We start from the raw sequence: 23,653 nt of genomic DNA, 5'->3' as shown, positions 1-23,653 counted from the left end.
CGGACCGAGCAGACCGAGCGGACCGAGCGGGGAGACCGGTGATGAACGCCGAAGAAGCGGACAAGCTGCTGGACGGGCTGACGGTGGACGCCAGTCGGCGGGAGCAGCCGATCGTGCTGGACGCGGACGGGCGTCCCATCCGGACATGGCAGGAGAACCATCCGTACGACCGCAAGGTGAGCCGCAGGGAGTACGAGCGGACCAAGCGCATCCTGCAGATCGAGCTGCTCAAGCTCCAGCGGTGGGTCAAGGACACCGGCGCACGCCTGGTCGTCGTGTGCGAGGGGCGTGACGCGGCCGGCAAGGGCGGCACGATCCAGCGGCTCACCGAGCGGCTCAACCCGCGTGGCGCACGCGTGGTCGCCCTGGACAAGCCCACCGAACGCGAGGCGGGCCAGTGGTACTTCCAGCGCCACATCGCGCATCTGCCGACGGCCGGTGAGATCGTCTTCTTCGACCGCTCCTGGTACAACCGGGCCGGCGTGGAGCGCGTGATGGGATATTGCTCCAAGGACGAGTACGAGCTGTTCCTCGACCAGTGCCCGGCCTTCGAGCGGATGCTGGTCGACGACGGCGTCCTGCTGGTGAAGTTCTGGTTCTCCGTGTCCCGCTCCGAGCAGCGCACGCGCTTCGCGATCCGGCAGGTCGACCCGGTCCGCCAGTGGAAGCTCTCGCCCACCGACCTGGCGTCGCTGGACCTCTGGGACGACTACACCGAGGCGAAGGTCGACATGTTCCGCGCCACGGACACCGCCCACGCACCCTGGACCGTCGTCAAGAGCAACGACAAGCGGCGCGCCCGGCTGGAGACCATGCGCAGTCTGCTGTCGCGCATCGACTACGCCAGCAAGGACAGTGAGGCGGTCGGCACACCCGACCCCCTCATCGTCGGCGCCGCCGACACCCTTCTGGAACCCGGTGAGGAGGACACCACCCTGTCGCCCACTCTGCTGTCCCCCGGCGCCGAGGGGCCCGGCAAGCACCCCGTGACCGGCTGACGCCCACGAGCCCTTCATGAGAGGACCTGGGCCTGCGTCATCGCCGGGAAGGCGCGGAGGCGTGCCTTCCCGGCGATGATCGTCGTACGCCCACACGGTCGCCGCCACCACGGCAGCCGACCCGACCGCCAGGACCCGCACGGCGCCACCGGCCGGAAAGGCGACCGGACCGGTGAGAGCCCCGCTCCGCACAGCATGATCACGTGGTTGATGAAGCGGTACTCGGGCGGCTGGGGATCCTCCCGGTGCGTGAGGTCGCGCAGGGCGGCACGAGCCGGTGACCGGTCACGCGCATCAAGGTCGATTGTGGCCCAGGTCATGGGAAGTCGGTGTGGGGTGCCGGACAGCTCATTGAAGTGAGCACTCATATGCGAACCCGGGCACGGGCCGGGGATTCGAGCGCGTTCGCCGAGCTCTTCGACGACTATGCTCGCGCGGTCCACAACCGTGGCTTCCGGCTGACCGCGGACTGGTCGACGGCCGAGGACGTGATGGCCGCGACCTTCATGGAAGCGTGACGGACCTCGAGACCAGGGAGTACGAATGAGTACGGTCGGCTGGGACGAGGCCAGGCGTAAGGCGCGCGAGCGGCGTGAGGCGGCCGGGCTGCCGGTACGTTATCCGGCCAGATGCGCCGGGGCAGCTGTGGCATCGGTCAAGGAGCTGATATCGGCTGCATGCGATCGGAAAAAGTGGTTCGAGTCACGCGTTTGTCAGCGGGCATGGGGCGATCCTACGGACGAAGTCGAGCCGACGACCGCTCAATCTCAGCCTTCAGCCCCCAGCCTTCAGCCCTTAGCCCTCAGCCCGTCCGCCGTTGACCCGCACGCACGTGGACCGGGACGCCGACAGGGTCGGCTCCAGTCAGACCCCAAAACGCCAAAGTCGGTAATTCTCCGCCGTGTTGATGCAGCGCGGGCGCGATCGAAAAGGCTTGCGAGTTGACCTTGACGTCGTAAGGATGATGCGAGGTGTGCAGGGGGCGCACCCGTAATCGCACAGGGGGAACGGCACGTGGCGATTCGTCGGGAAATACGACGGCGTAGAGCCGCTGGCCTGGCTTTGGCATCGTGTGCGGCTGTCGTCGCCGGAGTTCTGGCGCCCGCGCCCGTGGCGGTGGCCGCCGACTCGCGGGGCAGGTCGTCCGTCGACGACGGAGAGATCCGCTGGGAGGACGGGACCAAGTTCGACGACGCGCGGAAATGGGCCGCCACGGCCTGGTACAACGACCAGTACAACCTCAAGAAGATCAAGATCGCCCCGGACGCCTGGGACACGATCACCGACCTGGAGTGGAAGGACGAGACCCGGAAGGACGTCACCTGGGTCGCGCAGTGGCGGGGGCGCGCCGGCGCTGATGCGATCGTCATGAACAGGGCGTTCCTCGACGACGGGAAGAAGTACGGCAGCAAGTCATGGCGGCGCAAGGCGGCCGCGCATGAGATGGGCCACGCGCTGGGCCTCGACCACAAGGCCAACGGCACGCTCATGTCGAAGGGGATCGGCTCCATCCCGACCAATGCCCGGCCGACCGCGACCGACCGCAACGCCTACCACAAACTCTGGGGCTGATGATCTTGAAGCGGAAAACCGTTCTCATCGCCGCCGGCGCCGCTCTCGCGGTGGTGGCCGGTATCGGCGGCTCGGTTCTCTACCAGGAGGTCAACCAGCGCAACGAGGCGGCCACCACGTCGCACGCGGCGCTGATCTATGAAGCGGACTTCTCCGACGACGCCAACCTCGCCGGCGCCGCCGAAGACCTCTTCTACGGCAAGGTCACTGCTCTCAAGGGTCAGAAGGATCTGGGCACCGGTCCCGAGACCCAGTACGCCGTCGAGGTCCAGCGCGTCTTCAAGGGCGATGTGACCGGTGTCGTCGTTGTCAACCAGCAGGGGGGCAAGGACGAGAACGGAGACATCGTCAACCTTCCCGAGGAAGACGCCTTGCTGGAGGTGGGCAAGAGGTATCTGTTCGCCACGAAGTACAACCCCGACCACAGGTTCAACACCGTGATCCCCGTCTACGGGGACATGCCGATCCCCCACACCGAGGCCGCCGCTCCCGGTGTCCCGGACATGGACGGTGACGGACAGCCCACCATGTCCGACCGGTGGACAGCCGCGGTGCAGAACCAGAACGACCTGTCGACCGCGTCGCCTGACGAGGAGCCCACCGAGGAACCGGACGAGGACCCGATCCCGGAGTCCTCACCCACCAGCAGCTCCTGACCCGACGGCCCCGGCCCGCCCGCCCGGCGGCACCGTGCCGCCGGGCGGGCACGGCGGGAGGCGGTCCGGTCGGTAGCAATCCGGACCACGCACGGTGCATCTCGATATTCGAGACGTTCCGGCATCGATGTGCCCGGGGTGGCGGGTGAATCGGTCCGAGATGGGCGCTTGAAGCACTCGGTAGGGGCCGGCCCGGGAGGGGACCCTCCTGAGTCGACCCTTACTTCTGTGCCCTTGGCGGGACGCGAACCCGCGACACTGCTCGAGGAGTTCGGTCCGAGGCCGCTCCGGCTGCTTCCTTCGACCGGTGTGACGGCCGAACGGAGTCGTTGGTGTACGCCCCCGTCCGGCGTCGTCGAGGTCAGCCGTGGATGTCGGGCGGAGGGCTTTCCGGGGTCTCGGAGATCTGTCGCGCCAGTTCCTCGACGACCTGCGGGACGACCCGCTGAGCGTCCTCGTCCTGTAGTGCTTCGACAAGTGCTTGATGCACTGCCGCATATGGCTGTCCGGCGTGTGAGGCGCGGGTCCGGTCGACCGCCCGCTCGATCTTCGCGAGGTGGGCTGCCACGAGTGGCATGGCCTTCTCGTACTCGCTGGGGTCCGTGGTCATGGGCTCAGCCGATCAAGGTGGGTCGACGAGGTCAAGGACGGCGGTAGACCATCAGCTTGGGAAGCTCGTGTGCTTCGGTCTTCGCTGCCTTACTGAACTGGGACGGAACGGTGTGTCCCGACTGGTTGGTCGCCGACCGATCGCCCGCTGTTCCCCGTGGTTCCCCGCACGATCTGGCACGCCTCTCATCGGCTCCGGGGCCGGGCTCCGATGAGCTGTACCGACCCGCAGACCGCCCTACCGCCGGGATACGGGAACTTTCCGCCCCGGCGATGGGAGGATCACCGTGTCGGCGCGCCGTATCGAGGAGGGGGCCGAGGTGCTGTCCACCGAGCTGAAGCACACGTTTCAGATCGCCGCGCCGCCGGAGGAGGTCTTCGCGCACCTGGCCGAACCGTTGCACTACGTCGGCTTGTCGCCGCTCGTGGTTGCCGTCCGTGACGTGCGCCGCAACGGCGGCACCGTGAACTACACGGCCGTGGAGCGTTTCCGCTTCCTGGGCGTCCTGCGGCACGACAACATCACCGACGTCACGCTCGCCGCCGTCCCGGACGGCCTCCCGCACTCCGCCGAGATCTTCGGGGAGGTCCGCAGCCCCGGCTGGGTCCGCATGAGCTACCGCTTCGCCATCGACCGCCACGAGGCCGGCAGCGTCGTCACCGACACCCTGCACCTGCGGACGCCCCCAGGCCTGCTGCGGTTCGCTGCCTCCCAGGCGGCAGCGGTCCAGCGGGCCCGGGCCTGTGTTCTGACGGACCGTCTGGCCCGGCCCGTCTGACGGCCTTCGCGCGGGCAGCCCGGTGGCGAAGGCCGTACGCAGGGTCGATGCTGGAGGCCTGGCTTGGCAGGATTCGGTCCTGTGACACCCGCTTTAGGAGAGAGGCTGGGCGGCCCGCGGGCTGAGCTGCGGCTTCGCCGGCCGAGGCAGCGGGCGGCTACTCGACCGCAGGGCGCCGGTGTTGACCGCGACTGACCCCTGCATCTGGCACGGTTGTGGCACGAACCTCAGCCGACGACAGTCATCAACTGTCGCTTCCAGCTCGGGAGTTACACCGCTCACGGTACAGACCCCCGCGACGACCGTGCGCAGCGACCTGCCACGCTTCGGGACCGAGGAGGAGAAGGCGGACTTCGTGTGGTCCCTCGGCGGCCTCGTCATGAAGGAGTTCGAGGATGGGACGCTGCTCGACCGCTTCCTCGCCATGCGGGACGCCACCGACCGGGCCCGTCTCGTGCCCTCCCTGCCGTACGTCGAGGGCGTGCCGCCCGACCCCGCCGTCGTCGTACACCTGGTAACCGCTCGCGCCCGGCTGCACAGCGACAGGGAGGGCCACGCGGTGCTGACGGCGGGGGGAGAGGAATGGACCTTCTCCCCGCAGGCCGCGCCGCTGCTGTCCCTCCTTGTGGAGGGAGGCCGTCACCGTCTGGACGCACTTGCCCAAGCGGCCGGACTTCGCGTCGGGCAGGTGGCACTGCTCGTAAGCGAACTGGTGGACGGCGAGGTCGCGGCCGTGGGGCGGGCAGGATGAGCGCCCAGCTCGCGGCCGGGACGTACCGGTGCTGCGACGTGTCCCGGTCGGTGGCCGCGGCTATGGACGCCGGGATGACATGGATCGACACGGCACCGAACTACGCGTCCGGTACGGCCGAGGCATCTCTGCGGCCGGTACTCGACGCGTGTCTGCAGGTACGCGTCTCAACCAAGGTCGGCTTCGTGCCCGACTCCGACCGGCAGGCCGCTCGAGATGCCGGCGTGCCGCCGTACGACCGGGATCAAGGCCACTGCCTGGCACGTCCCTACATCGCTTGGCAGCTCGCCCGCAGTCGTGCCCGCCTCGGCCGCGTCCCGGACCTGGTCTTCGTCCACAATCCGGAACACGGCCGGACGGACCGGGCTGATCTGTCGCGGACGCTGACCGAGGCATTCGAGGAACTGGAGAGTGCGGCGGACGCCGGCAAGATCGGCGGCTACGGCGTCGCCACCTGGGCGGGCCTGTCGGGCGGCATGTTCACCGTTCCTGAACTCACGGCACTTGCGGAAATCGTGGGCGGGTCACACCACCACTTCCGAGCGGTGCAGTTCCCGGTCTCACTCATTCGACTCGCCGTGGTGGCGGACGCACTCGACGGGCGCGGAGCACTGGCAGAAGCCCGAGAAGCGGGGCTCGACGTCTTCGCATCGGCCCCACTCGGAGGCGGTGAACTGCTCGGCGCGATGACGGATGAGCTGGTGCGCATCATCGATTCCGCTGCCTCCCCGGCGCAGGCCGCGCTCTTGGTCGCTCTGTCGGCTCCCGGGGTGTCGCGTGTCCTGTTGTCGGCGAGCACACCGGCACACTGGGCTGACGCCGTGGACGCTGCGGCCTGCGAGCCCTTGTCGCCCGATCGCCTGAGGAAGGTCATCGATGTCCTCGGAACCTGACGACCCCGAGGTCGTCGCGCGCATGCGGAGGGCCCATACCGTGGCGTGCGGCTTCCTCGGGGCGGCCCCTGATGCCCGGCCGTCCGGCGGAGGGGCGCAGGAGGCATGGGGGTGGAGGGGGCGCACTCTGGGCCGACTCGTTACCGGGGCTTACGGGCCAGGATGGCTGCGTGTTGTCCACAGCCCGGTGGACAAGGCGAGCGGCAAGTTGTGGACGGGGCCGGAGGACGCCGAACGGCTGGTGCCCCGGCAGGTGCCGCGCCCTTGTCTGCGTCTCGCACGGCAGTGGACGGAGGGAGGAAACGCGTACAAGGCGGAGCTGTACGACCACGTCGCCGGCGAAACCGTGTCGCCCACCCCCGCGCTCGTCACCCTCGTACCTTCCCTGACACCGGCCTGGTGGAGCGACCTCCGCACGGCCCTCGCCTGTCTCTCGGCGGTCCGCACCGACCGCACGGCCGTACGCCAGGCATACCTGGACCGCGCCATGCCGAAGTACCTCGCCTTCCTCGGCGGGCCCGTCCCTACGATGCCGCCCGCGTGGTCCACCGCACATGGCGACCTGCACTGGGCCAACCTCGCCGGTCCCGAACTCGGCATCCTGGACTGGGAAGGCTGGGGTACCGCCCCGGCCGGCTACGACGCCGCCTTGCTGCACGCCTACAGCGTCGGGATGCCGGCGACCGCCGAGCGCGTCCGCCAGGAACTTTCCACCGTTCTCGACAGTGAGGGCGGGCGCTTCGCGGAGCTGGTGGTCATCACCGAACTCCTGCAGAGCGCCGAACGCGGGGACAACGTGGAACTCGTTCCCGCCTTGCGGCAGCGGGCGGAAGAGGTCTGGCACCGGATGGCGATCGACGGGGCGACCGGTCACTGAGCCCCGCTCACCGCCGAGTCGGTGGGGACGCCGGGCGACCCCGAGCCGGTGGCGCTGATCCATCAGGACGAAGCCCAGCCACAGGAAGTCATCGCCGGTCTCGGCGCCCGGCCGCTCAGGCACGGGTCCGACAGCTTTCCGACGAGGGCGGTGGGAGGCCGGCCCCACTTGCCTCGTACCGGCGGCAGAGCGCTGGTCGGCGGCAGGAGCCGGATGACGCCTCACGTCGGTGGATGGCGTCTCGCGTCGGGCCGCCGCCTCCCACATCGGCATCCATGATCCACGGCCCACGGCCCACGGCCCACGGCCCTCGGGCGTCGACAGCGCCGAGCGAGGCCGCGGCGGCGGCGACGGCCGGGCGGAAAATCGCCGTCCCGGTGCCCTTTCCGCCCCGGTCGGCTGGCGGGACCACCACCATGCAGGCACCGGGATTTCCGCACTCCGCAAGTGAATTATCGATTCGGCTTCGTTTCCCTTTTCCCATCCGCCCCTGGTGAATCTGCCGTCCGTCAAAAGAAAACCGAGCAGGTCGAATTTTCGTCAAGCGGCGTGATCGGCGGTTTTTGGACTTTATCTGCCGAAGAAACCGGGGAACCGTTTCTCCATATCTATGATCGCAAATCATGACCGACATTTCACGGGAAAACTCGGCCATCCGTGCGCGCTGGCAGACCTGTCTCAGGCTTGCCCGCGAACTCCTTCTCGTCGGGCCGGACGACAAGGACCTCAAGCTCGGCTATCTCCACACCCTGATCGACACGGGCCACCTCGGCCCCACCCGCAACCCGCGCAAGAAGATCCTCGTCATCGGTGCCGGCATCACGGGCCTCGTCGCCGGCCGTCTGCTCAAGGACGCCGGCCACGACGTCACCATCCTCGAGGCCAACGCCGGCCGCGTCGGCGGGCGCATCAAGACCTTCCGCGCCACCCAGCACCACCAGCCCTTCGCCGACCCCGCCCAGTACGCCGAGGCCGGCGCCATGCGGCTGCCCGACTTCCACCCACTCGTCCTCGCCCTCGTCGACAAACTGGGGCTCGGCCGCCGTCAGTTCTACAACGTGGACGTGGACCCCTCCACCGGCAGCGGTCCCGACGTCCCCGTCCCGCCGGTGACGTACACCTCCTTCACCGGCCGGACATGGACCCATGGCGACGACAGCCCCGACTTCCGTGAACCCGGCAAGCGCGGCAACGCGTGGATCCGCGCCAACCGCGTCCAGATGCGGCGGGCCGACTACACCACCGGTCCCGAACGGATCAACGAGGGTTTCCACCTCACCGACGACGAGGTCCGCGCCCCCGTCGTGAAGATGGTCGACGACGCGCTGGAGAGCGTGCGCGACTACTACTCCGACGTCGTCGACGGCAAGCGTGTCAACAAGCCGTTCGACGAGTGGGTCGAGGGCTGGGCCCGGGTGATCCGCGACTTCGACGGTTACTCCATGGGCGGTTTCCTGCGCGACCATGCCGGGCTCAGCGACGAGGCGATCGAGGCCGTCGGAACGCTGGAGAACATGTCCTCACGGCTGCACCTCTCCTTCTTCCACAGCTTCCTGAGCCGCAGCGACATCAACTCCACCGTCCGCTACTGGGAGATCCCCGGCGGCAGCTGGCGCCTACCGCACGCTCTCCACCAGGGCCTGCGCGACGAGGTGCGGCTCGGCCACCGCATGATCCGCCTCGAGTACCACGACCCCAGCCGCGACGCCGACCCCGAGGGCACCGGCGCCGTCGGCCCCGACGGCTGGGGCGTGGCCGTGCAGACCGTCGCCGAGGACGATCCGCAGACCCCGCCGCGCCTGTGGACCGCGGACCTGGCGATCGTCACCGTCCCGTTCTCCGCCCTGCGCTTCGTGGAGATCGTCCCCTCGATGTCGTACAAGAAGCGCCGCGCCGTCATCGAGACCCACTACGACCAGGCCACCAAGGTGCTGCTGGAGTTCAGCCACCGGTGGTGGGAGTTCACCGAGGACGACTGGCGCGGCGAGCTGGAGAACATCGCACCCGGCCTCTACGCGTACTACCGGCTCGGCGCCGGGGCGGACACCGAGCCCGGCCCCGCCCTCCCCGAGCCGGAGGCCGGCCTGCTCGGCGCCGCGGTCAAGGACAGCGGCGTCACCGAGGAGATGCGGCAGCTCAACAGCACCATGCCGCTGCGCGGCCCCGCCGTCCGCCCCGCCACCCACTGCTTCGGCGGAGGCTCCGCCGCCGACAACCCCAACCGGTTCATGTACTACCCCTCGCACCGGGTCGAAGGCAGCACCGGCGGCGTCGTGCTCGCCTCGTACTGCTGGTCCGACGACGCCGCACGCTGGGACTCCCTGCGCGACGCGGAGCGCTACGTCTACGCCCTGCGCAACCTCCAAGCCCTGCACGGCCGCCGCGTCGAGGTGTTCTTCACCGGCCGGGGCGCCACCAAGAGCTGGGCCCGCGACCCGTACGCCTTCGGCGAGGCCGCCATCTACACCGCGCACCAGATGACCGGCTTCCACCTGGACGTCTCCCGGCCCGAGGGCCCCGTGCACTTCGCCGGAGAGCACACGTCCCTCAAGCACGCCTGGATCGAGGGCGCCCTGGAGAGCGCCGTCCGTGCCGCCGTCGCCGTCCACCAGGCCCCGCCGGTCACCGCCCCGGGCCCGGACAGGGAGGAGTACTCGTCGTGATCGCGATCACCCCGGGGTGCACGGTCGCCCGCTACCTCGCCCTGCGTCTGGCCGAGCTGGGCATCACCCACCTGTTCGGCGTCCCCGGCAACCACCTCGGCCCGTTCCTGACCACCCTGCGCGCCGAGGGCGACATCGAGTGGGTCGGCACCCCCACCGAGGGCGGCGCCGGCCAGGCCGCCGACGCCTACGCCCGTATCCACGGCATAGGCGCGGCCGCCGTCACCTACAGCGTCGGCGCGTTCAACCTGCTGGGTGCCTGCGGCGGCGCCTACGTCGAGCAGGTCCCGCTCGTCGCCGTCAACGCCGCCCCGCCCTACGAGCAGTGGCAGAACTACCGCGCCCTCGGCATGCTCACCTCCCACATGAGCCCCCGCCCGGAGAGCAACCTGGACGTCTACCGGCAGGTCACCGTGGACGCGCAGATCGTCTCCAACCCGGGTCTCGCCCCCGGCCAGATCGACGCCGCGCTCACCGCGTGCCTCTCCGAGCGCAGGCCGGTCTACCTGGAGGTCATGGAGGACCTGTGGGACGAGCCCTGCACCGGGCCCCAAGAGCCGATCCTCCGCCGCGAGCGGCCGTTCGGCGCACGTCACCAGACCATGCTGGACAGCGCCGTGAACGCGATCCTCACCCTGATCGAGGAGCACCCAGGCCCGGACGGCAGGCCCCGCCCGATCGTGTGGGCCGGCGAGGAGATCGACCGGTTCCGCCTCGGCGGGCAGCTCACCGACCTGGTGGAGGCCACCGGAGTGCCGTTCTGCACCACCGTCGGCGCCAAGGCCGTCGTCGACGAGGACCAGCCGCAGTTCCACGGCGTCTACAACGGCCGCGCCAGCCACCCGGACGTGCACTGGATCTTCAAGGACTGGGCCACCTGTCATATCGGGCTCGGCGCCTGGTCCACGTCGAAGAACCTCGGCGGCGAGCAGTCTGTCGGCACCGACTGGGTGATGGCCGCGAACGGCGGCCTCAGCGTCGGCACCTCCTACTTCCCCGACGTCCGGCTCGAACAGCTGCTGCCCGCCCTCCAGGACGCGCTGGTCAAGGGCTACGGATCCGGGGGCCTGGCCGCCGACTACTACGCCGAGGCCCACGCCCACCACGGAGCACCTGAGGACCGCCCCGCCGCCCTGGAACACCACCGAGCCTCACTCCGCGTCTCCGGCTCGCCGTCCCGGCACCCCGAACGGCTCACCTACGACGGCGTGTTCGACCGGATCAACCACTTCCTGGGCCATGAGACCCGGGAGGACTGGACGGTCGTCTCCGACGCCGCCTTCTCCCTCATCGGCTCGATGAACCTGTCCCTGCCCGCGGGCGGGTTCCTGTCCCAGGTCAGCTGGCTGTCCATCGGATGGTCGGTCGGCGCGGCCACCGGCGCCGCGCTCGCCCCCGAGCGCACGCCCGCCCGCCCGATGGTGTTCGTCGGCGACGGCGCCTTCCAGGAGACCTGTCAGGAGATCTCCACCCACACCCGGCTCGGGCTGCGGTCGGTGGTGTTCGTCATGGACAACGGACACTTCTACGGCATCGAGCAGATGCTGGTGCACCCGTCCTACTACGCCGAGCCGGGCTCGGACGGCTCCGCCGACTCGGACGGCCCGGACGGCCCGGACTTCTACAACGTCCTCCACCCGTGGCACTACGACCGCCTCGCGGCCGTCTTCGCCGGCAGGAACACCCCGGCGAACGGGATCGTCGTCGCGGACACCTCCGAGATGGACGCCCTGCTGACCCGCCTCGCCCACCCGGCCGACCCGGTCAACGCCGGACCGCTGCTGGTCCGCGTCCGCCTGCGCCGGCACGACTACCCGCGGGCGATGGCGTACAAGGTGCCGAAGCCCGTCACGACCGCCTGACGGGCCGCTCGGCCCGGAGGGAGCAAGAGGCACGCCAAGGCGGCGTGCCAGGAGAAACCCGTATCCGAAGGGGGCAGGAAATGGCTGATCTCAACGTACTGATCGCGTTCGACGCGGCCACGATCGTCGAGCGGAATCCCAACGCGTCCAGGAACCCCGACGCGCCGACCTACGTCGACGAAAGCCTGATCTACATGACGACGCGCCATGACCACATCATCGGCACATCGGGCGCCGAGCTGAACCTCCGGGCCGAACCCGGTGACAGCGTCAAATGGCGGGAGACGACGCTGTCGCTCGGCACCGACTACAAGGCACTCCTGTACCGGTACGTGAGCAGCGACAACGAGCGCGTGCTCATCAGGACACCGGAGATCGAGGTGATCGACGGCATCTATCCGATGCCGAAGGAGGGGACCGAGGGCAGTCCGGCGTTCACGACCCAGGAGTACGAGGACCACTACTGGCGGACGACGGTCAAGAGGGCCGGCAAGGTCGTGTACCACTTCTCCTTCCAGATCCTGGACCACCATCGGCAATTGAAGGGGTACTTCCAGTGGGACCCCTTCATCACCATCGAAAATCCCTGACGGCTCAGGTGGGGGCGGCCGGCAGAGCGGTCGCCCCCACCAGGGTGTCGTCCTCCGTTCAGGCAACGCCCACGCTCTTGTCGGTGACGTGGAAGCCGCCGGTCCTGCCGGCGACGGATGGACGGCGCTCCCTCTGCGAACTGCTGCTCCGCGGAGGCGACTGCACCCACGCAAGCATCGGGATCCGGATCGTTTCGCCTTTGATCCGACTCGTTCAGCTCTGTTGCTCCTCGGCCCCGCTCGGAGGCGGTGAACCGCCTCGAAGGGGTGGGTGACGTGCAGGGGCGTCGGGCCGGCCACGGAGATCATGTCCGGCAACCGTGGCGGGTCGTGCGCGGTGACGCGTTCGGGCGCAGGGGAGGACGCGCCCGGCCGTCACGTCGGTCGTCATGGCCTCGGGCTTCCGCCTCCTCGGAAGCGGTCACCATCGGGTGAGCAGCAGATGGTTGAGGAGCAGGGCGAGCAGTGCCTGGGCGGTGAGCCAAGCGCGGACGGGGATCCCCCCTGCTCGTGGGGGTCCCCCCTGTTCGAGCAAAGTCGAGAACTTGGGGGAGGAGCCGAGACCTTGGGGGAGGGTGAGGAACGCGCAGGACGGGAGCAGCCACAGCGTGAAGGGCAACCAGATGCGTTCCGTCTCCGCCTTGCTCATCCCGGACAGGTCGGCGGCCAGCAGGGCGAGGAGGGCGGCGGACACGAGGAGTGCGAGGTGGGCCTCGGCCGCCCGGTCGGGGGTGTCGCGGCGGTGGCGGGCGAGCACCGCACCGGTCCGCCGCAGGCCCGCCGCCGTCGCCAAACCCGTGACGAGCACCGTGCAGGCGAGGTTGGCCCACACCCAGTAGCCGTAGGGACGGATGCCGCCCACGCCCTGGTGGTAGCGCGTGACCAGCAGGTGGTAGGCCTCCCACCAGTTGAACCCGGCGAGCGTGAACGCCGTCGGGACCACAGCCAGTCCGGCGAGCAGGGGCACCAGCAGGGCGGGGCGCCCCCGGATCCGGTGTCGGCCGAGCACCATGACCGCCGCCGCGATCAGCGCGACGAGCGTGAGGCCGTACGACAGGTAGCAGGCCAGGCCGAACAGCAGCCCGGACGCCCCCGCCCACCACAGAGACCGTCCGGTGACCGCCAGTGCGAGCAGCGCCACCGCCCACGCCGCCACCGCCGCGAAGTACGCGTCGGCCGAGGTGCCCATCCACACGGCGGCCGGGGCCAGGACGAGGAAGGGTGCCGCCCTTCGCGCGAGTGCCTCGTCGGCCAGGGCGCGGATCGTGACCAGCACGGCCGCGCAGGCCGTCGCCCCGACGGTGATGCACCACACCCCGGCCCAGCCCCCGCCCCGCAGCCCGATCCGGTCGAGCAGGACGAAGGTGAGCGTGGCCGCGGGCGGGTGGCCGGCGATGTGGGCGGGCCAGTGGTCGGGGGAGCCGAGCAGGATGTGCTGGGTGAAGTCCCGCAGTGTCGCCGGGATGTCCTGGAAGCGGTCGATGACCTGGAGGTACTCGTGGGGGGTGGTGAGCCGGACGGCGATGCCCCGGTGCCAGCCGTCGACCAGGGCGAGGGACCAGGTCCACGCCATGGCCGTGCCCCACGTCAGGGGAACCAGGGCCCGCCAGGGGAGACGGGCCGCGAGGGCGGGGCCGTACGCCACGGTGGCGATCGCCACCAGGACGGCCGCCGGAGTGCCGGGGCCGAGGTGGGGGCCCCAGGACGCCAGCAGTGGCGGCCAGTCGGCGAACAGCGTACGGCTGGTCCCCTGGATGTGGCGGCCGACCAGCACGGCCGCCGTCACGAGCAGCACGGCGGCCCCGGCGGCGTACAGGTCACGGCTCGGGCCGCGGGACACGCCGGAGTGCGCTGCGCCGGGCTCGGCGGAGGGCGGGGTGCGGATCACACCGGAACGCTAGGCCGCGCGGCCGGTCACGGACCGCTGTCCGGGCCCGATGTCGGCGTTTCGTCACGAGTTGCGCACCTTTCGCCGGGTGGTTCCGGCCTACCGTCGGGACATGCGCGACCCCGACGCCCCACGGCTTCCCTCCTCGCCCGGCTTCTGGCGCAGCCCCCTGCGCGGCCCCTGGTTCACCTCGGTGCTGGGCCTCGTCCTGCTCGTCGGCATCACCGTGCTGTTCGTGACGGGCCTGGTCTCGTACGCCGCTTACAACCCCGGCCTGTCGCCGGTGAACGACAAGACACCGGACAAGGGGGTCCTCGGCTTCTACCTCTTCGCCTGGCCGACGGACCCGCACTGGCTGTACCGGCTCAACCAGGGCGTCCACGTCACCCTCGGCATCACCCTGATCCCCGTCCTGCTCGCCAAGCTGTGGTCCGTGGTGCCGAGGCTGTTCGCGCTGCCGCCGGCCCGTTCGCTCGCGCACGCCCTGGAGCGGATCTCGCTGCTGCTCCTGGTGGGCGGCGCACTGTTCCAGTTCGTGACCGGTGTGCTCAACATCCAGCTCGACTACGTCTTCCCCGGCTCCTTCTACCCGCTGCACTTCTACGGAGCGTGGGTGTTCTTCGCCGCGTTCGTCGCCCACGTGCTGCTGAGGATGCCCACGGCGCTGCGCAATCTGCGCCACCTGCGGGAGGAGCGGAACGACCTGGTGACTCCGCGCCCCGCCGAGCCGACCGTCTCCCGGCGGGGCGCCCTGTGCTTCGTCGGGGGCGGCTCGCTGCTGCTGTTCGCCACCACGGTGGGGCAGAACTTCGACGGTCCGCTGCGGCGTACCGCCCTCCTCGCACCGCGCGGCGGTAGCGATCCCGGCAGTGGCCCGAACGGCTTCCAGATCAACAAGACCGCCGCGTACGCCGGGATCGACGCGGCGGAGACGGGCCAGGACGCGTGGCGGCTCGTCGTCACGGGACGCGCGGGCACCGTCCGCCTCCGCCGGGACGAGCTGCTCCGGCTTCCCCTGCACAGCGCGGCGTTGCCCATCGCCTGCGTGGAGGGCTGGTCGACGTCGGACCAGTGGTGGCGCGGGGTGCGGCTGCGCGACCTCGCGGCGCTCGTCGGGTACGACGACGACCCGCCGGACGTGTTCGTCGAGTCCCTCCAGCGGAGCGGCGCCTTCCGGGAAGCCGCCCTGCGCGCCAACCAGGTGGCCGACCCGCGTTCCCTGCTCGCCCTGTACGTCAACGGCGAGGAGCTGTCCCCCGACCACGGCCACCCGGCGCGGATCATCGTGCCCGCCGCGCCCGGTGTGCTCAACACCAAGTGGGTGGCCCGGATGACGTTCGGAGACCTGTGATGCTTCCGCGGATTCCGCGACTTCCACGGATTCCGCGCGTTCCGATCGGCAGCCCCCTGCAACTCCTGCTGCTGGCCTGCTCGTTCACGCTCGCCGCCTACGCGGGTGTGCGGCTGCTCGCGGACGACTGGTTCGGCGTGGCGCTGTGGTTCGTGGGGGCGGCGCTGCTGCACGACCTCGTGCTGCTGCCCTTGTACACGGTCGCGGACCGGGCGGTCGCACGGGGGCTCGGCGCGATCCGGCGCCGGGAGTGGGTGCCGTACGTACGCGTACCGGCGGCCCTCTCCGGACTGCTCCTTCTGGTGTGGTTCCCGCTGATCAGCGGGAGGGTGGAGCGGCGCTACCGGCTCGGCACCGGGCTGTCGGCGGACGTGTTCCTCGCCCGCTGGCTGCTGATCACCGCCGTCCTCTTCGGCGGCTCGGCGCTGCTGCTGCTGGTGCTGCGGCTGCGGCGGCTGCGGCGGCTGCGCAGAGCGGCGAAGCACCGTCCGCCGGCCGTCCACTGACCGGCCGGCGGGGGACGGAGTGCTCATCGGGGTGCGGCCGGGTGCGGAGTCGGCTCCGCGACGGGTCAGGGGCCCGGTGGGGAGCCCGGCCCGGAGTCCGGTTCCGTGACCGGCGGTGAGTCGACCCCCGTGGCCGGTGGCGAGTCGATCCCCGTGACCGGCCGCGCATCCGGCCCCGCGACCACCGTGCACCGGGCCAGCTGTGCGGCGAAGCGGCCGTGCGGCGCCAGGGCGGCGACGGCGTGGGCGTCGGCAGCGGTGTCGACGTCGCGCAGAGGCGGCAGGTCGCGCACCCGCAGGCCGGCGGTGAGGAGCCGGTTCCGTTGGGCCGCTCCCGTCCCCGGGGTCGACATGGGCACGCCCCGCAGCAGGGCGGGATCGGGGTGCGCCAGACCGAGGGCCCAGAAACCGCCGTCCTCGGCCGGGCCGAAGTGGGCGTCGCAGTCGGTGAAGTCCACGGTGAGCAGCTCCGGCGTCACCTGCGGGGTGTCCATGCCGATGAGCAGGGCCGGGCCGTCGCAGCGCGCGAAGGCGTCCGCCAGTCGCTCGTCCAGCCCGCCCGCGCACTGCGGTACGACGTCGAAGCCGGGCGGCAGCCAGGGGCCGGGGACGCCGTCGAGGACGAGGACGCGCCGGGAGGCGGGCGTGGCCGCCACGGCGTGCAGGGTGTCCGCGAGGGCCGCCTCGGCCAGCTCGGCCGCCTGACCGGGCGTGAACGGCGGGGTGAGCCGGGTCTTGACCCGGCCCGGCCGCGGCTCCTTGGCGATGACGAGGAGCGTGGTCAACGGACGGTTCCTCCCCCGTGCGCGGGGGGCTCGCGCAACACGCGCCTCATGTCCCGTACGGCCTGCCAGGTGCCGCGCCAGGTGCCCGTCACCTTCGACGCCCCGGTGCGCGGCAGGTACGGCACGTCGTGCTCGGCGATCCGCCAGCCGGCGTCGGCCGCGCGGACGACCATCTGGAGCGGATAGCCGCTGCGCCGGTCGGTGAGGCCGAGGGCGAGCAGGGGTGCGCGGCGGGCGGCGCGCAAGGGACCGAGGTCGTGCAGGCGCAGCCCGGTGCGGCGGCGCAGTATCCGTGCGAGCGCGAGGTTGCCGGCGCGGGCGTGCGCGGGCCACGCGCCCCGGCCGCGCGGACGCCGTCGGCCGAGCACCAGGTCGGCCTCGCCGCCTTGGACTTCGCGGACGAAGGGGACGAGGAGCGACGGGTCGAGGGAGGCGTCGCCGTCGCAGAAGCACACCACGTCGGCGGTGGCGGCGGTCAGTCCGGCATGGCAGGCGGCGCCGAAGCCCCGGCGCGGCTCGTGCACGACGGTCGCGCCGTACGCGCGGGCGACCTCGGCCGAGCCGTCGGTGGAACCGTTGTCGACGACGAGGGCGCGCCAGCCCGGCGGGATCCGTTCGAGCACCCAGGGAAGGGCCTCGGCCTCGTTCAGGCAGGGCAGCACCACGTCGACGTCCGAAGGAGTCGTCGTCACGGGGTCACCCTACAAATATGAATCGGGCATACCGGGCTTTCGCTCCCTGTGAAACGCGGACGTCCAAGGCCAGGACGGTGTTCGGGCGCGTACCGGCGACGGCGCGGTCCTACGCCCCTCGCATTCCGGCCCGCGCGAACTCCGCCATGCCCTCCTCGAAACCGACCTCCGGCTGCCACCCCAGCCCGGCCCGCAGCCGTGACGAGTCCGCGGTGATGTGCCGTACGTCCCCGAGCCGGTACTCGCCGGTGACGACCGGCTCGGGCCCGCCGTACGCGAGGGCCAGCGCCCGCGCCATCTCGCCGACGGTGTGCGGCTCACCACTGCCGGTGTTGTACACCGTGAGTACACCCCCGGTGGCCTCTGCCTCCAGCGCCACCGCGTTGGCCGCCGCCACGTCCCGGACGTGCACGAAGTCCCTCAGCTGCCGCCCGTCCTCGAACACGCGCGGCGCTTCGCCCCGGGCGAGCGCCGAGCGGAAGAAAGAGGCGACACCGGCGTACGGGGTGTCGCGGGGCATTCCGGGCCCGTACACGTTGTGATAGCGCAGCGACACCGCCGACCCGCCGGTGCAGCGGGCCCAGGCGGCGGCCAGGTGCTCCTGGGCGAGCTTGGTCGCCGCGTACACGTTCCGGGGATCGGCCGGGACGTCCTCGCCGACCAGCCCGGGGGAGAGGCCGTCCCCGCACACCGGGCAGGTGGGCTCGAACCGGCCCGCGTCGAGGTCGGCGACGGCACGCGGCCCGGGCCGTACGACTCCGTGCCGCGGGCACTCGTACCGCCCCTCCCCGTAGACGACCATCGACCCGGCCAGCACGAGACGCCCGACGCCGGCCTCCGCCATGGCGGCGAGCAGCACGGCGGTGCCCAGGTCGTTGCGCGAGACGTACTCCGCCGCGTCGGCGACCCCGTCGCCGAGCCCGACCATCGCGGCCTGGTGGCACACGGCGTCCACACCGGACAGGGCACGGCCGACGGCTGCCGGGTCCCGCACGTCGGAGCCTGGATCCTTCCGCACGTCGAACACGAGCGGTTCGTGTCCGCGCTCCAGGAGCACGGACACGACATGGGATCCGATGAACCCGGCGCCGCCGGTGACCAGTACGCGCATACGGCCACGCTAGGTCCGCACCGGTGCCGCGCCACGGGACCGCGCCCGCAGGCCATGACTTCGTCAGGCATGTGGGGGAGGTGTGCGCGGGTGCGTCGAACCAGGGCAAACCGGAAATCGTGCGAGAGGCTGCCGCCCATGACGGCATCACCCTCCACCGACACCCCGTACCGCTACGACGGCCTGACCGCCCTCTACTTCAACTGCACCCTCAAACCGTCCCCGCAGCTCAGCCACACCCAGGGCCTGATCGACAGGAGCCGGGCCGTCATGGACGCCGCCGGCGTGACCACGGACCTGATCCGCGCCGTGGACCAGGACATCGCACCCGGCGTCTATCCGGACATGACCGAGCACGGCTTCGCCACCGACGCCTGGCCCGAGCTGTTACGAGAAGGTGATGGCCGCCGACATCCTCGTGCTCGCCGGCCCGATCTGGCTGGGCGACAACAGCTCCGTCACCAAGCAGGTCGTCGAGCGTCTCTACGCCTGCTCCTCACTGCTCAACTCCCGGGGCCAGTACGCCTACTACGGCCGCGTCGGCGGCTGTCTGATCACCGGCAACGAGGACGGCGTGAAGCACTGCGCCATGAACGTCCTCTACAGCCTCCAGCACCTCGGCTACACGATCCCGCCCCAGGCGGACGCCGGCTGGATCGGCGCGGCCGGCCCCGGGCCGTCGTACCTCGACCCCGGCTCGGGCGGCCCGGAGAACGACTTCACCAACCGCAACACCGCTTTCATGACCTGGAACCTGATGCACCTCGCCGCCCTGCTGAAGCGCGCCGGAGGCATCCCCACCCACGGCAACCAGCGCTCGCAGTGGGACGCCGGCTGCCGCCCGGACGCGGACAACCCCGAACACCGCTGACCGCCCCGGCGGACGCGAGGGTTTCCTCATCCGCCGGACAGCCCAGGACGGCCGCTCCGTCCGTCGAACGGGAGTCGGACGAGTGACTCCCGGGAGGCGGACGGTGCAGGAGGCGGACGGTACAGGGCGGGGACGACCGAAGCGGCCGATGCCGGACGAGTCGTGGGAGCTGATCATTCCAGTGCTTCCTGTAGGCGCCCGCATGCCAGAGCGGTCGTCGGCCTCAGTCGGACTGGACAACAACAAACCCCAGGTCGCCGACCTGGGGTTTGTTTCTGGAGCGGGTGACGAGAATCGAACTCGCGTTCTCGGCTTGGGAAGCGACGGCGCTTGCGTGGCTGTATGGCCGCTGATCCGGGCAGATTTTTTATGCTGCGGCGGGCATGAGGGCCTGGCGGCACTGCTGTTGACCGTGGTTGTCCGTTCTCAAGGGCACGCTGTGGACACGACCTGCCGATGGGTGACCCGGTGCGAGGGGCAACGGGCTCCAGCCCTTGCCGTGCCTCCCGGCGAGGATGGCGTCGGAGGCAGGCCTTGCGCATGTGTACGGCCGCTCGGCTTGCCGGCGGTCGTCCGGTGCGCAGTACGCGCTGCTCACCTCGGTGAGTGTTTCGCCGAGGTGAACCGCCCCGGCCCGAATGGAGACTCGATTTAATGAAAGGATCGAGTCATGGCACGACCCGAGGTGTGGGACCGAGGCGCACGTGCCCATGGCCGTTCTGGGAGGACAGGACCACCGTGGCCAGTGGCGGCACCGTGATGTGCCAGAACGCGCTTACCGGTTCCGACAGAGCGTGGATTAGCGCGGCCCGGGTTACGGCCGGTTCGGTGATGGCCACTACGCGCCCCGTGTGTGGCGGCAGGCCGCTGATCCAGTTCCTGATTCGTTGGCAGAGCTGGCGCACGGATTCGCCCCCGTGGGGTACGGCATCCGGGTCCGTCAGCAAGGCGGAGAGCCCGTAAGGATCGGTAGCGGCGACTTCGGCAGCGGTACGGCCGCGCCACTTGCCGTAGTCGAAGTCGCGCAGCGCAGGCTCTACCTTGGCCGTGAGGGCGAGAGCATGGGCGGTCCGCGCGCAGCGGGGGGAAGGCGCCCGGACGGCCACCGAGTGTCGGGGCAGGGCTGCTCCGACGGCGTCTGCGCCGGCCAGGCCGGGCTCGCGCACCGCAACGTCATCGAAGATCGGCCTGCTCGTGTCGTCCCCGGCGATCGAACAGAGAAATGTCAGACAGATCGGCATCTGGCTGATCTCCTTCCTGCCCAGCAGCGGACAGAACGGCGCGATACGGCCGATTGCCTGAGCGCTGACTGTGACGCAGTGGCTGGCTGAAGCCTGCAATCAGTTGATCAAGCACGCGGTCCGGGTGGTGGGACAAGGCATCGACTACTGCCTCCACAGTCGGGCAATGCCGCTTATGAACCCATCCGGCACATGTCCGGAGCGTCCCCGCCGACCGGCTGGAACAGCCCCGCCACCTGGTGGCTATCGGTCTCAGCACCGTGAAGCGCGCCCGGCGGTGGGTACGGATCGGACAGTGGGGCCCGATGGCGAGTGGAGCACGCATGATCCGGGTGATGGTGGTCGACGACGAGGCGCTGATCCGTACAGGTTTCCAGCACATTCTCGAGGCGGCAGACGACATCGAGGTCGTGGCGGCGGTTCCCGGCGGCCAGGCGGTCCGAACGGCACAGGAACGACGCCCCGCCGTCGCACTGCTGGACATCCGAATGCCTGACGTGGACGGCCTCACCGTCCTGGCCGACCTCCGCGGACTGCCGCACCCTCCGGTGGTGGCCATGCTCACGACGTTCGGCATGGACGAGTACGTCGCCACGGCACTTCGCTCGGGCGCCGCCGGCTTCCTGCTCAAGGACACCGACCCGGAGCAACTGCCCTCCCTGGTGCGGACTCTGGCAGACGGCGGCACCGTTCTGTCGTCGGAGGTCACCCGAACCGTCGTGGACGGCTACCTGAACGCCGGCCCGCAGCAGGAGGCCGCCCGCAGCCTCGACCGGCTCACCGACCGCGAGCGTGCCGTACTCGCAGCCGCTGCCGAGGGCCTGACCAACGCCGACATCGCCGCACGGATGCACCTGAGCACCGGCACGGTCAAGGACCATGTGAGCGCCATCCTTGCCAAGCTGGAGGTGGGTAGTCGCGTCCAGGCCGCCCTGCTCGCGGAACGCGCCGGCTTCCTCAGACCACCGCGGGACCAGAAGGAACCATGAGCACCCGCCGCCCGCCCGCCCCACTGCTGGACGCCGCCCTCGTCGCAGCGGCATTGCTCGATGTCTGGGTTCATGCCGATGCCTCCGAGCCGCTGCGCGTGGCCTGCGCCCTGGCCGCTGCATTCGTCCTTCTCCTGCGCCGGCGCCTGCCGAGGCTCACGTTTCTGCTCACCCTTCCTGCCGTTCTCCTCTCCGACGCGGTCTTCGCCGCCCTGGCCGCGCTGTACACGCTCGCCTCGCTCACCCGCGGTCGCACTCTGCCGGTCGTCTGCGCCGTGGCGTTCACCTTCAGCGATCTGATCTCGTTGCCATCGCCGGGATTAGACTTTTCGGCACCATCGACTTTCATCGCCCTGGGTTACACGGCGGCGACGGCAGCCGCACCGGTCTTCCTCGGTCAGCTCGTGCAGGCCCGGCGCGATCTGTCGTTGCGACTCGCAGAGATCTCCCGGGCACGCGACCATGAGCGGCAGCTGACCGCCCAGACCGTGCTGGCCAGGGAACGCACGACACTCGCCCGCGAAATGCATGACGTCGTCGCTCACCAGGTCAGCCTCATCGCGGTGCGGGCCGGGGCACTCCAGGTCGGCAGCCGCAACGCCGAAGTCCGACAAGCCGCAGCCACGATCCGGAAGCTGAGTGTGCAGACGCTGGAAGAGCTGCGGCACATGGTCAGCGTCCTGCGCACCGCCGGGGGCAATCCTGTGCAACTGATTCCGCAGCCCTCTCTCGCTGATCTTCAGCGGCTGATCGACAACAGCGGTATCGAAACCGAGCTGCAGACGGACCTGTCGGACAGCCTGCCACCGCCGGTCCAACGCGCCATCTACCGCACCGTCCAGGAGGCGCTGACCAACGTGCGAAAGCACGCACCCGGCGCGACAACAACCGTACGCATCCGCCACGAGCACGCAACGGTCCGCGTCACAGTCACCAACTCGCCGCCGACGCGGCCCGCTCTTTCCCTTCCTGGCGCCAACTATGGCCTGGTCGGCCTGCGCCAGCGTGCCGAGCTTCTCGGCGGCACCGTCACCTGCGGCCCCACAACGGACGGCGGCTATCAACTGCGCTTGACACTCCCAGCCGCCGGCACATGGTGACGATGCGAGCCGGGTGCTCAGCGGCGTTGAGACGGTTCCAGCGAGATGGTCCGCCACCTCGGGAGTGCACTGACCGCCTACCACAGGATCACCCTTGCCCCGTTTCACAAGCGGGTGAGCTGCTCTTTTCGCGTGAAGCGGGGGTAGTACGGAGGTGGTACGGGAGTGGGCGGGGTCAGGGACGGACGACGGGGGCCGCGATCGGGGCCGGCTGGGGCCCGTCGGCGGTCGCTGTCCGTCGGCGGTCGTCCTGCAGCGCCGCGGAGCGGGGCAGCGAGGCCGCGAGGAGGGGCCCGCGCAGGGCCGGCACGCGCAGGGCGAGGGTCACCAGGGCGTAGCCGGCGAGTCCGCCGAGCGTGTTGGCGAGGAGGTCGTTGACGTCCACGGAACGGCCGTTGTTCAGGACGATGTACGACAGCAGCTGGGCGGCTTCCACGGACAGGCTGGCCGCCGCCGTCATCAGGGTCGCCCGCGACGGTGAGGTGGCGTGCCGGAACACCAGGGGCAGCAGGAAGCCGGCCGGCACCATCATGATGACGTTGGGGACGATGGTGATGTCCGCGGTGAGCAGCGGGATGAAGTTGATCTGACTGATCCAGGGGGCCTGGTTGGCGTACTCACCCCACGTCACGTTCAGCGGGAAGATCGTCAGGGACAGTACGGCGGCGACGTAGACGGCGGCGGCCAGCTGCAGCAGGGCGCGGCGCATGTTCCACGCATCGCGCCGCACCTGGACGGCGGTGCCGACCGCGAACAGGACGAGCAGGGGGCCGAGAACGGGTGCGGAGTCCACCTGGAAACGGATGTCCATGAGGGGCTGATCCTTCGGTCGGGGCGAGCGGTGCTGACGTGATTCAGCTTCCTTCCGG

General features: G+C 70.3%; 21 protein-coding genes and 2 pseudogenes. 16 read left to right on the top strand and 7 right to left on the bottom strand.

Translation table 11 applies throughout. The features are described 5' to 3' along the window. The first annotated feature begins 41 nt into the window (after positions 1–41). The 4 genes and pseudogenes from ppk2 to ACFYQA_RS29585 all read left to right on the top strand — a co-directional run bounded on the left by ppk2 (position 42) and on the right by ACFYQA_RS29585 (position 3,226). On the top strand, positions 42–998 hold the full coding sequence (ppk2, locus tag ACFYQA_RS29600) for a polyphosphate kinase 2 (RefSeq protein WP_388924165.1): 957 nt from the start codon (positions 42–44) through the stop codon (positions 996–998). Positions 999–1,366: 368 nt separating this feature from the next. Further along, a pseudogene (locus ACFYQA_RS29595) lies at positions 1,367–1,513 on the top strand (RNA polymerase sigma factor); the annotation flags it as partial. 601 nt (positions 1,514–2,114) lie between these two features. Then, entirely contained in the window at positions 2,115–2,570 is a 456-nt protein-coding gene (locus ACFYQA_RS29590) for a matrixin family metalloprotease (RefSeq protein WP_388924163.1), read from the top strand. Next, positions 2,570–3,226, top strand: coding sequence for a hypothetical protein (locus ACFYQA_RS29585; protein WP_388924160.1), 657 nt, complete (start codon positions 2,570–2,572; stop codon positions 3,224–3,226). The genes ACFYQA_RS29590 and ACFYQA_RS29585 overlap by 1 nt, the downstream gene beginning before the upstream one ends. A gap of 361 nt (positions 3,227–3,587) precedes the next feature. On the opposite strand, the gene ACFYQA_RS29580 is transcribed toward ACFYQA_RS29585, so the two are convergent. Beyond that, positions 3,588–3,836, bottom strand: coding sequence for a hypothetical protein (locus tag ACFYQA_RS29580; protein WP_388924157.1), 249 nt, complete (start codon positions 3,834–3,836; stop codon positions 3,588–3,590). Positions 3,837–4,122: 286 nt separating this feature from the next. Here ACFYQA_RS29580 and ACFYQA_RS29575 point away from each other — a divergent pair, with 286 nt between their 5' ends. The 7 genes from ACFYQA_RS29575 to ACFYQA_RS29545 all read left to right on the top strand — a co-directional run bounded on the left by ACFYQA_RS29575 (position 4,123) and on the right by ACFYQA_RS29545 (position 12,250). Beyond that, complete coding sequence (locus tag ACFYQA_RS29575; protein WP_388924154.1) at positions 4,123–4,614, top strand: SRPBCC family protein; 492 nt, start codon at positions 4,123–4,125, stop codon at positions 4,612–4,614. A 304-nt stretch (positions 4,615–4,918) separates the two neighbouring features. Continuing rightward, positions 4,919–5,365 (top strand): hypothetical protein, encoded by a 447-nt coding sequence (locus ACFYQA_RS29570; protein ID WP_388924151.1) that lies wholly within the window; start codon positions 4,919–4,921, stop codon positions 5,363–5,365. Continuing rightward, positions 5,362–6,258, top strand: a complete 897-nt coding sequence (locus ACFYQA_RS29565; RefSeq protein ID WP_388924148.1) for an aldo/keto reductase — start codon at positions 5,362–5,364, stop codon at positions 6,256–6,258. The genes ACFYQA_RS29570 and ACFYQA_RS29565 overlap by 4 nt, the downstream gene beginning before the upstream one ends. 187 nt (positions 6,259–6,445) lie before the next feature. Next, complete coding sequence (locus tag ACFYQA_RS29560; protein WP_388924145.1) at positions 6,446–7,135, top strand: phosphotransferase; 690 nt, start codon at positions 6,446–6,448, stop codon at positions 7,133–7,135. Positions 7,136–7,758: 623 nt separating this feature from the next. Continuing rightward, positions 7,759–9,798, top strand: a complete 2,040-nt coding sequence (locus ACFYQA_RS29555) for an FAD-dependent oxidoreductase (protein ID WP_388924142.1) — start codon at positions 7,759–7,761, stop codon at positions 9,796–9,798. After that, on the top strand, positions 9,795–11,660 hold the full coding sequence (locus ACFYQA_RS29550; RefSeq protein ID WP_388924139.1) for a thiamine pyrophosphate-binding protein: 1,866 nt from the start codon (positions 9,795–9,797) through the stop codon (positions 11,658–11,660). The genes ACFYQA_RS29555 and ACFYQA_RS29550 overlap by 4 nt, the downstream gene beginning before the upstream one ends. A gap of 80 nt (positions 11,661–11,740) precedes the next feature. Further along, on the top strand, positions 11,741–12,250 hold the full coding sequence (locus tag ACFYQA_RS29545; protein WP_388924136.1) for an inclusion body family protein: 510 nt from the start codon (positions 11,741–11,743) through the stop codon (positions 12,248–12,250). Positions 12,251–12,671: 421 nt separating this feature from the next. Here ACFYQA_RS29545 and ACFYQA_RS29540 read toward each other — a convergent pair whose 3' ends face one another. Continuing rightward, positions 12,672–14,138, bottom strand: coding sequence for a hypothetical protein (locus ACFYQA_RS29540; RefSeq protein ID WP_388924133.1), 1,467 nt, complete (start codon positions 14,136–14,138; stop codon positions 12,672–12,674). Between the two features lie 112 nt (positions 14,139–14,250). On the opposite strand from ACFYQA_RS29540, the gene ACFYQA_RS29535 reads away from it, so the two are divergent. Both ACFYQA_RS29535 and ACFYQA_RS29530 read left to right on the top strand, forming a co-directional pair. Beyond that, the gene (locus ACFYQA_RS29535; RefSeq protein WP_388924130.1) at positions 14,251–15,489 is read left to right on the top strand and encodes a molybdopterin-dependent oxidoreductase; all 1,239 of its coding nucleotides are present in this window, start codon (positions 14,251–14,253) and stop codon (positions 15,487–15,489) included. Then, positions 15,489–15,995 (top strand): hypothetical protein, encoded by a 507-nt coding sequence (locus tag ACFYQA_RS29530; protein WP_388924127.1) that lies wholly within the window; start codon positions 15,489–15,491, stop codon positions 15,993–15,995. Before ACFYQA_RS29535 ends, ACFYQA_RS29530 begins: the two co-directional genes overlap by 1 nt. Before the next feature lie 65 nt (positions 15,996–16,060). Here ACFYQA_RS29530 and ACFYQA_RS29525 read toward each other — a convergent pair whose 3' ends face one another. From ACFYQA_RS29525 to ACFYQA_RS29515, 3 genes are all read right to left on the bottom strand, one after another. Next, a complete protein-coding gene (locus ACFYQA_RS29525; RefSeq protein ID WP_388924124.1) occupies positions 16,061–16,780 on the bottom strand; it encodes a DUF2064 domain-containing protein in 720 nt (239 codons plus the stop codon). Continuing rightward, a complete protein-coding gene (locus ACFYQA_RS29520) occupies positions 16,777–17,472 on the bottom strand; it encodes a glycosyltransferase family 2 protein (protein ID WP_388924122.1) in 696 nt (231 codons plus the stop codon). The genes ACFYQA_RS29525 and ACFYQA_RS29520 overlap by 4 nt, the downstream gene beginning before the upstream one ends. 109 nt (positions 17,473–17,581) lie before the next feature. Continuing rightward, the gene (locus ACFYQA_RS29515; protein ID WP_388924119.1) at positions 17,582–18,583 is read right to left on the bottom strand and encodes an NAD-dependent epimerase/dehydratase family protein; all 1,002 of its coding nucleotides are present in this window, start codon (positions 18,581–18,583) and stop codon (positions 17,582–17,584) included. A gap of 138 nt (positions 18,584–18,721) precedes the next feature. Between ACFYQA_RS29515 and ACFYQA_RS29510 the strand changes: the two are divergent. After that, positions 18,722–19,454: pseudogene (locus ACFYQA_RS29510) on the top strand (flavodoxin family protein). Positions 19,455–20,122: 668 nt separating this feature from the next. Here ACFYQA_RS29510 and ACFYQA_RS29505 read toward each other — a convergent pair. Continuing rightward, positions 20,123–20,695: a histidine phosphatase family protein gene (locus tag ACFYQA_RS29505; protein ID WP_388924115.1), complete on the bottom strand. Its 573-nt coding sequence runs from the start codon at positions 20,693–20,695 to the stop codon at positions 20,123–20,125. 323 nt (positions 20,696–21,018) lie between these two features. Here ACFYQA_RS29505 and ACFYQA_RS29500 point away from each other — a divergent pair, with 323 nt between their 5' ends. After that, positions 21,019–21,684 (top strand): response regulator, encoded by a 666-nt coding sequence (locus ACFYQA_RS29500; RefSeq protein ID WP_388924193.1) that lies wholly within the window; start codon positions 21,019–21,021, stop codon positions 21,682–21,684. Further along, on the top strand, positions 21,681–22,784 hold the full coding sequence (locus ACFYQA_RS29495; protein WP_388924112.1) for a sensor histidine kinase: 1,104 nt from the start codon (positions 21,681–21,683) through the stop codon (positions 22,782–22,784). The genes ACFYQA_RS29500 and ACFYQA_RS29495 overlap by 4 nt, the downstream gene beginning before the upstream one ends. A gap of 175 nt (positions 22,785–22,959) precedes the next feature. Here ACFYQA_RS29495 and ACFYQA_RS29490 read toward each other — a convergent pair whose 3' ends face one another. Next, positions 22,960–23,595, bottom strand: a complete 636-nt coding sequence (locus ACFYQA_RS29490; protein WP_388924109.1) for a VanZ family protein — start codon at positions 23,593–23,595, stop codon at positions 22,960–22,962. Positions 23,596–23,653 lie beyond the last annotated feature (58 nt).

The organism is Streptomyces sp. NPDC005774 (assembly GCF_042871645.1).
GTDB classification, from domain to species: domain Bacteria; phylum Actinomycetota; class Actinomycetes; order Streptomycetales; family Streptomycetaceae; genus Streptomyces; species Streptomyces pratens.
The sequence above is the reverse complement of the archived record's forward strand: the minus strand, read 5'-3'. Positions and strand labels throughout refer to the sequence as shown.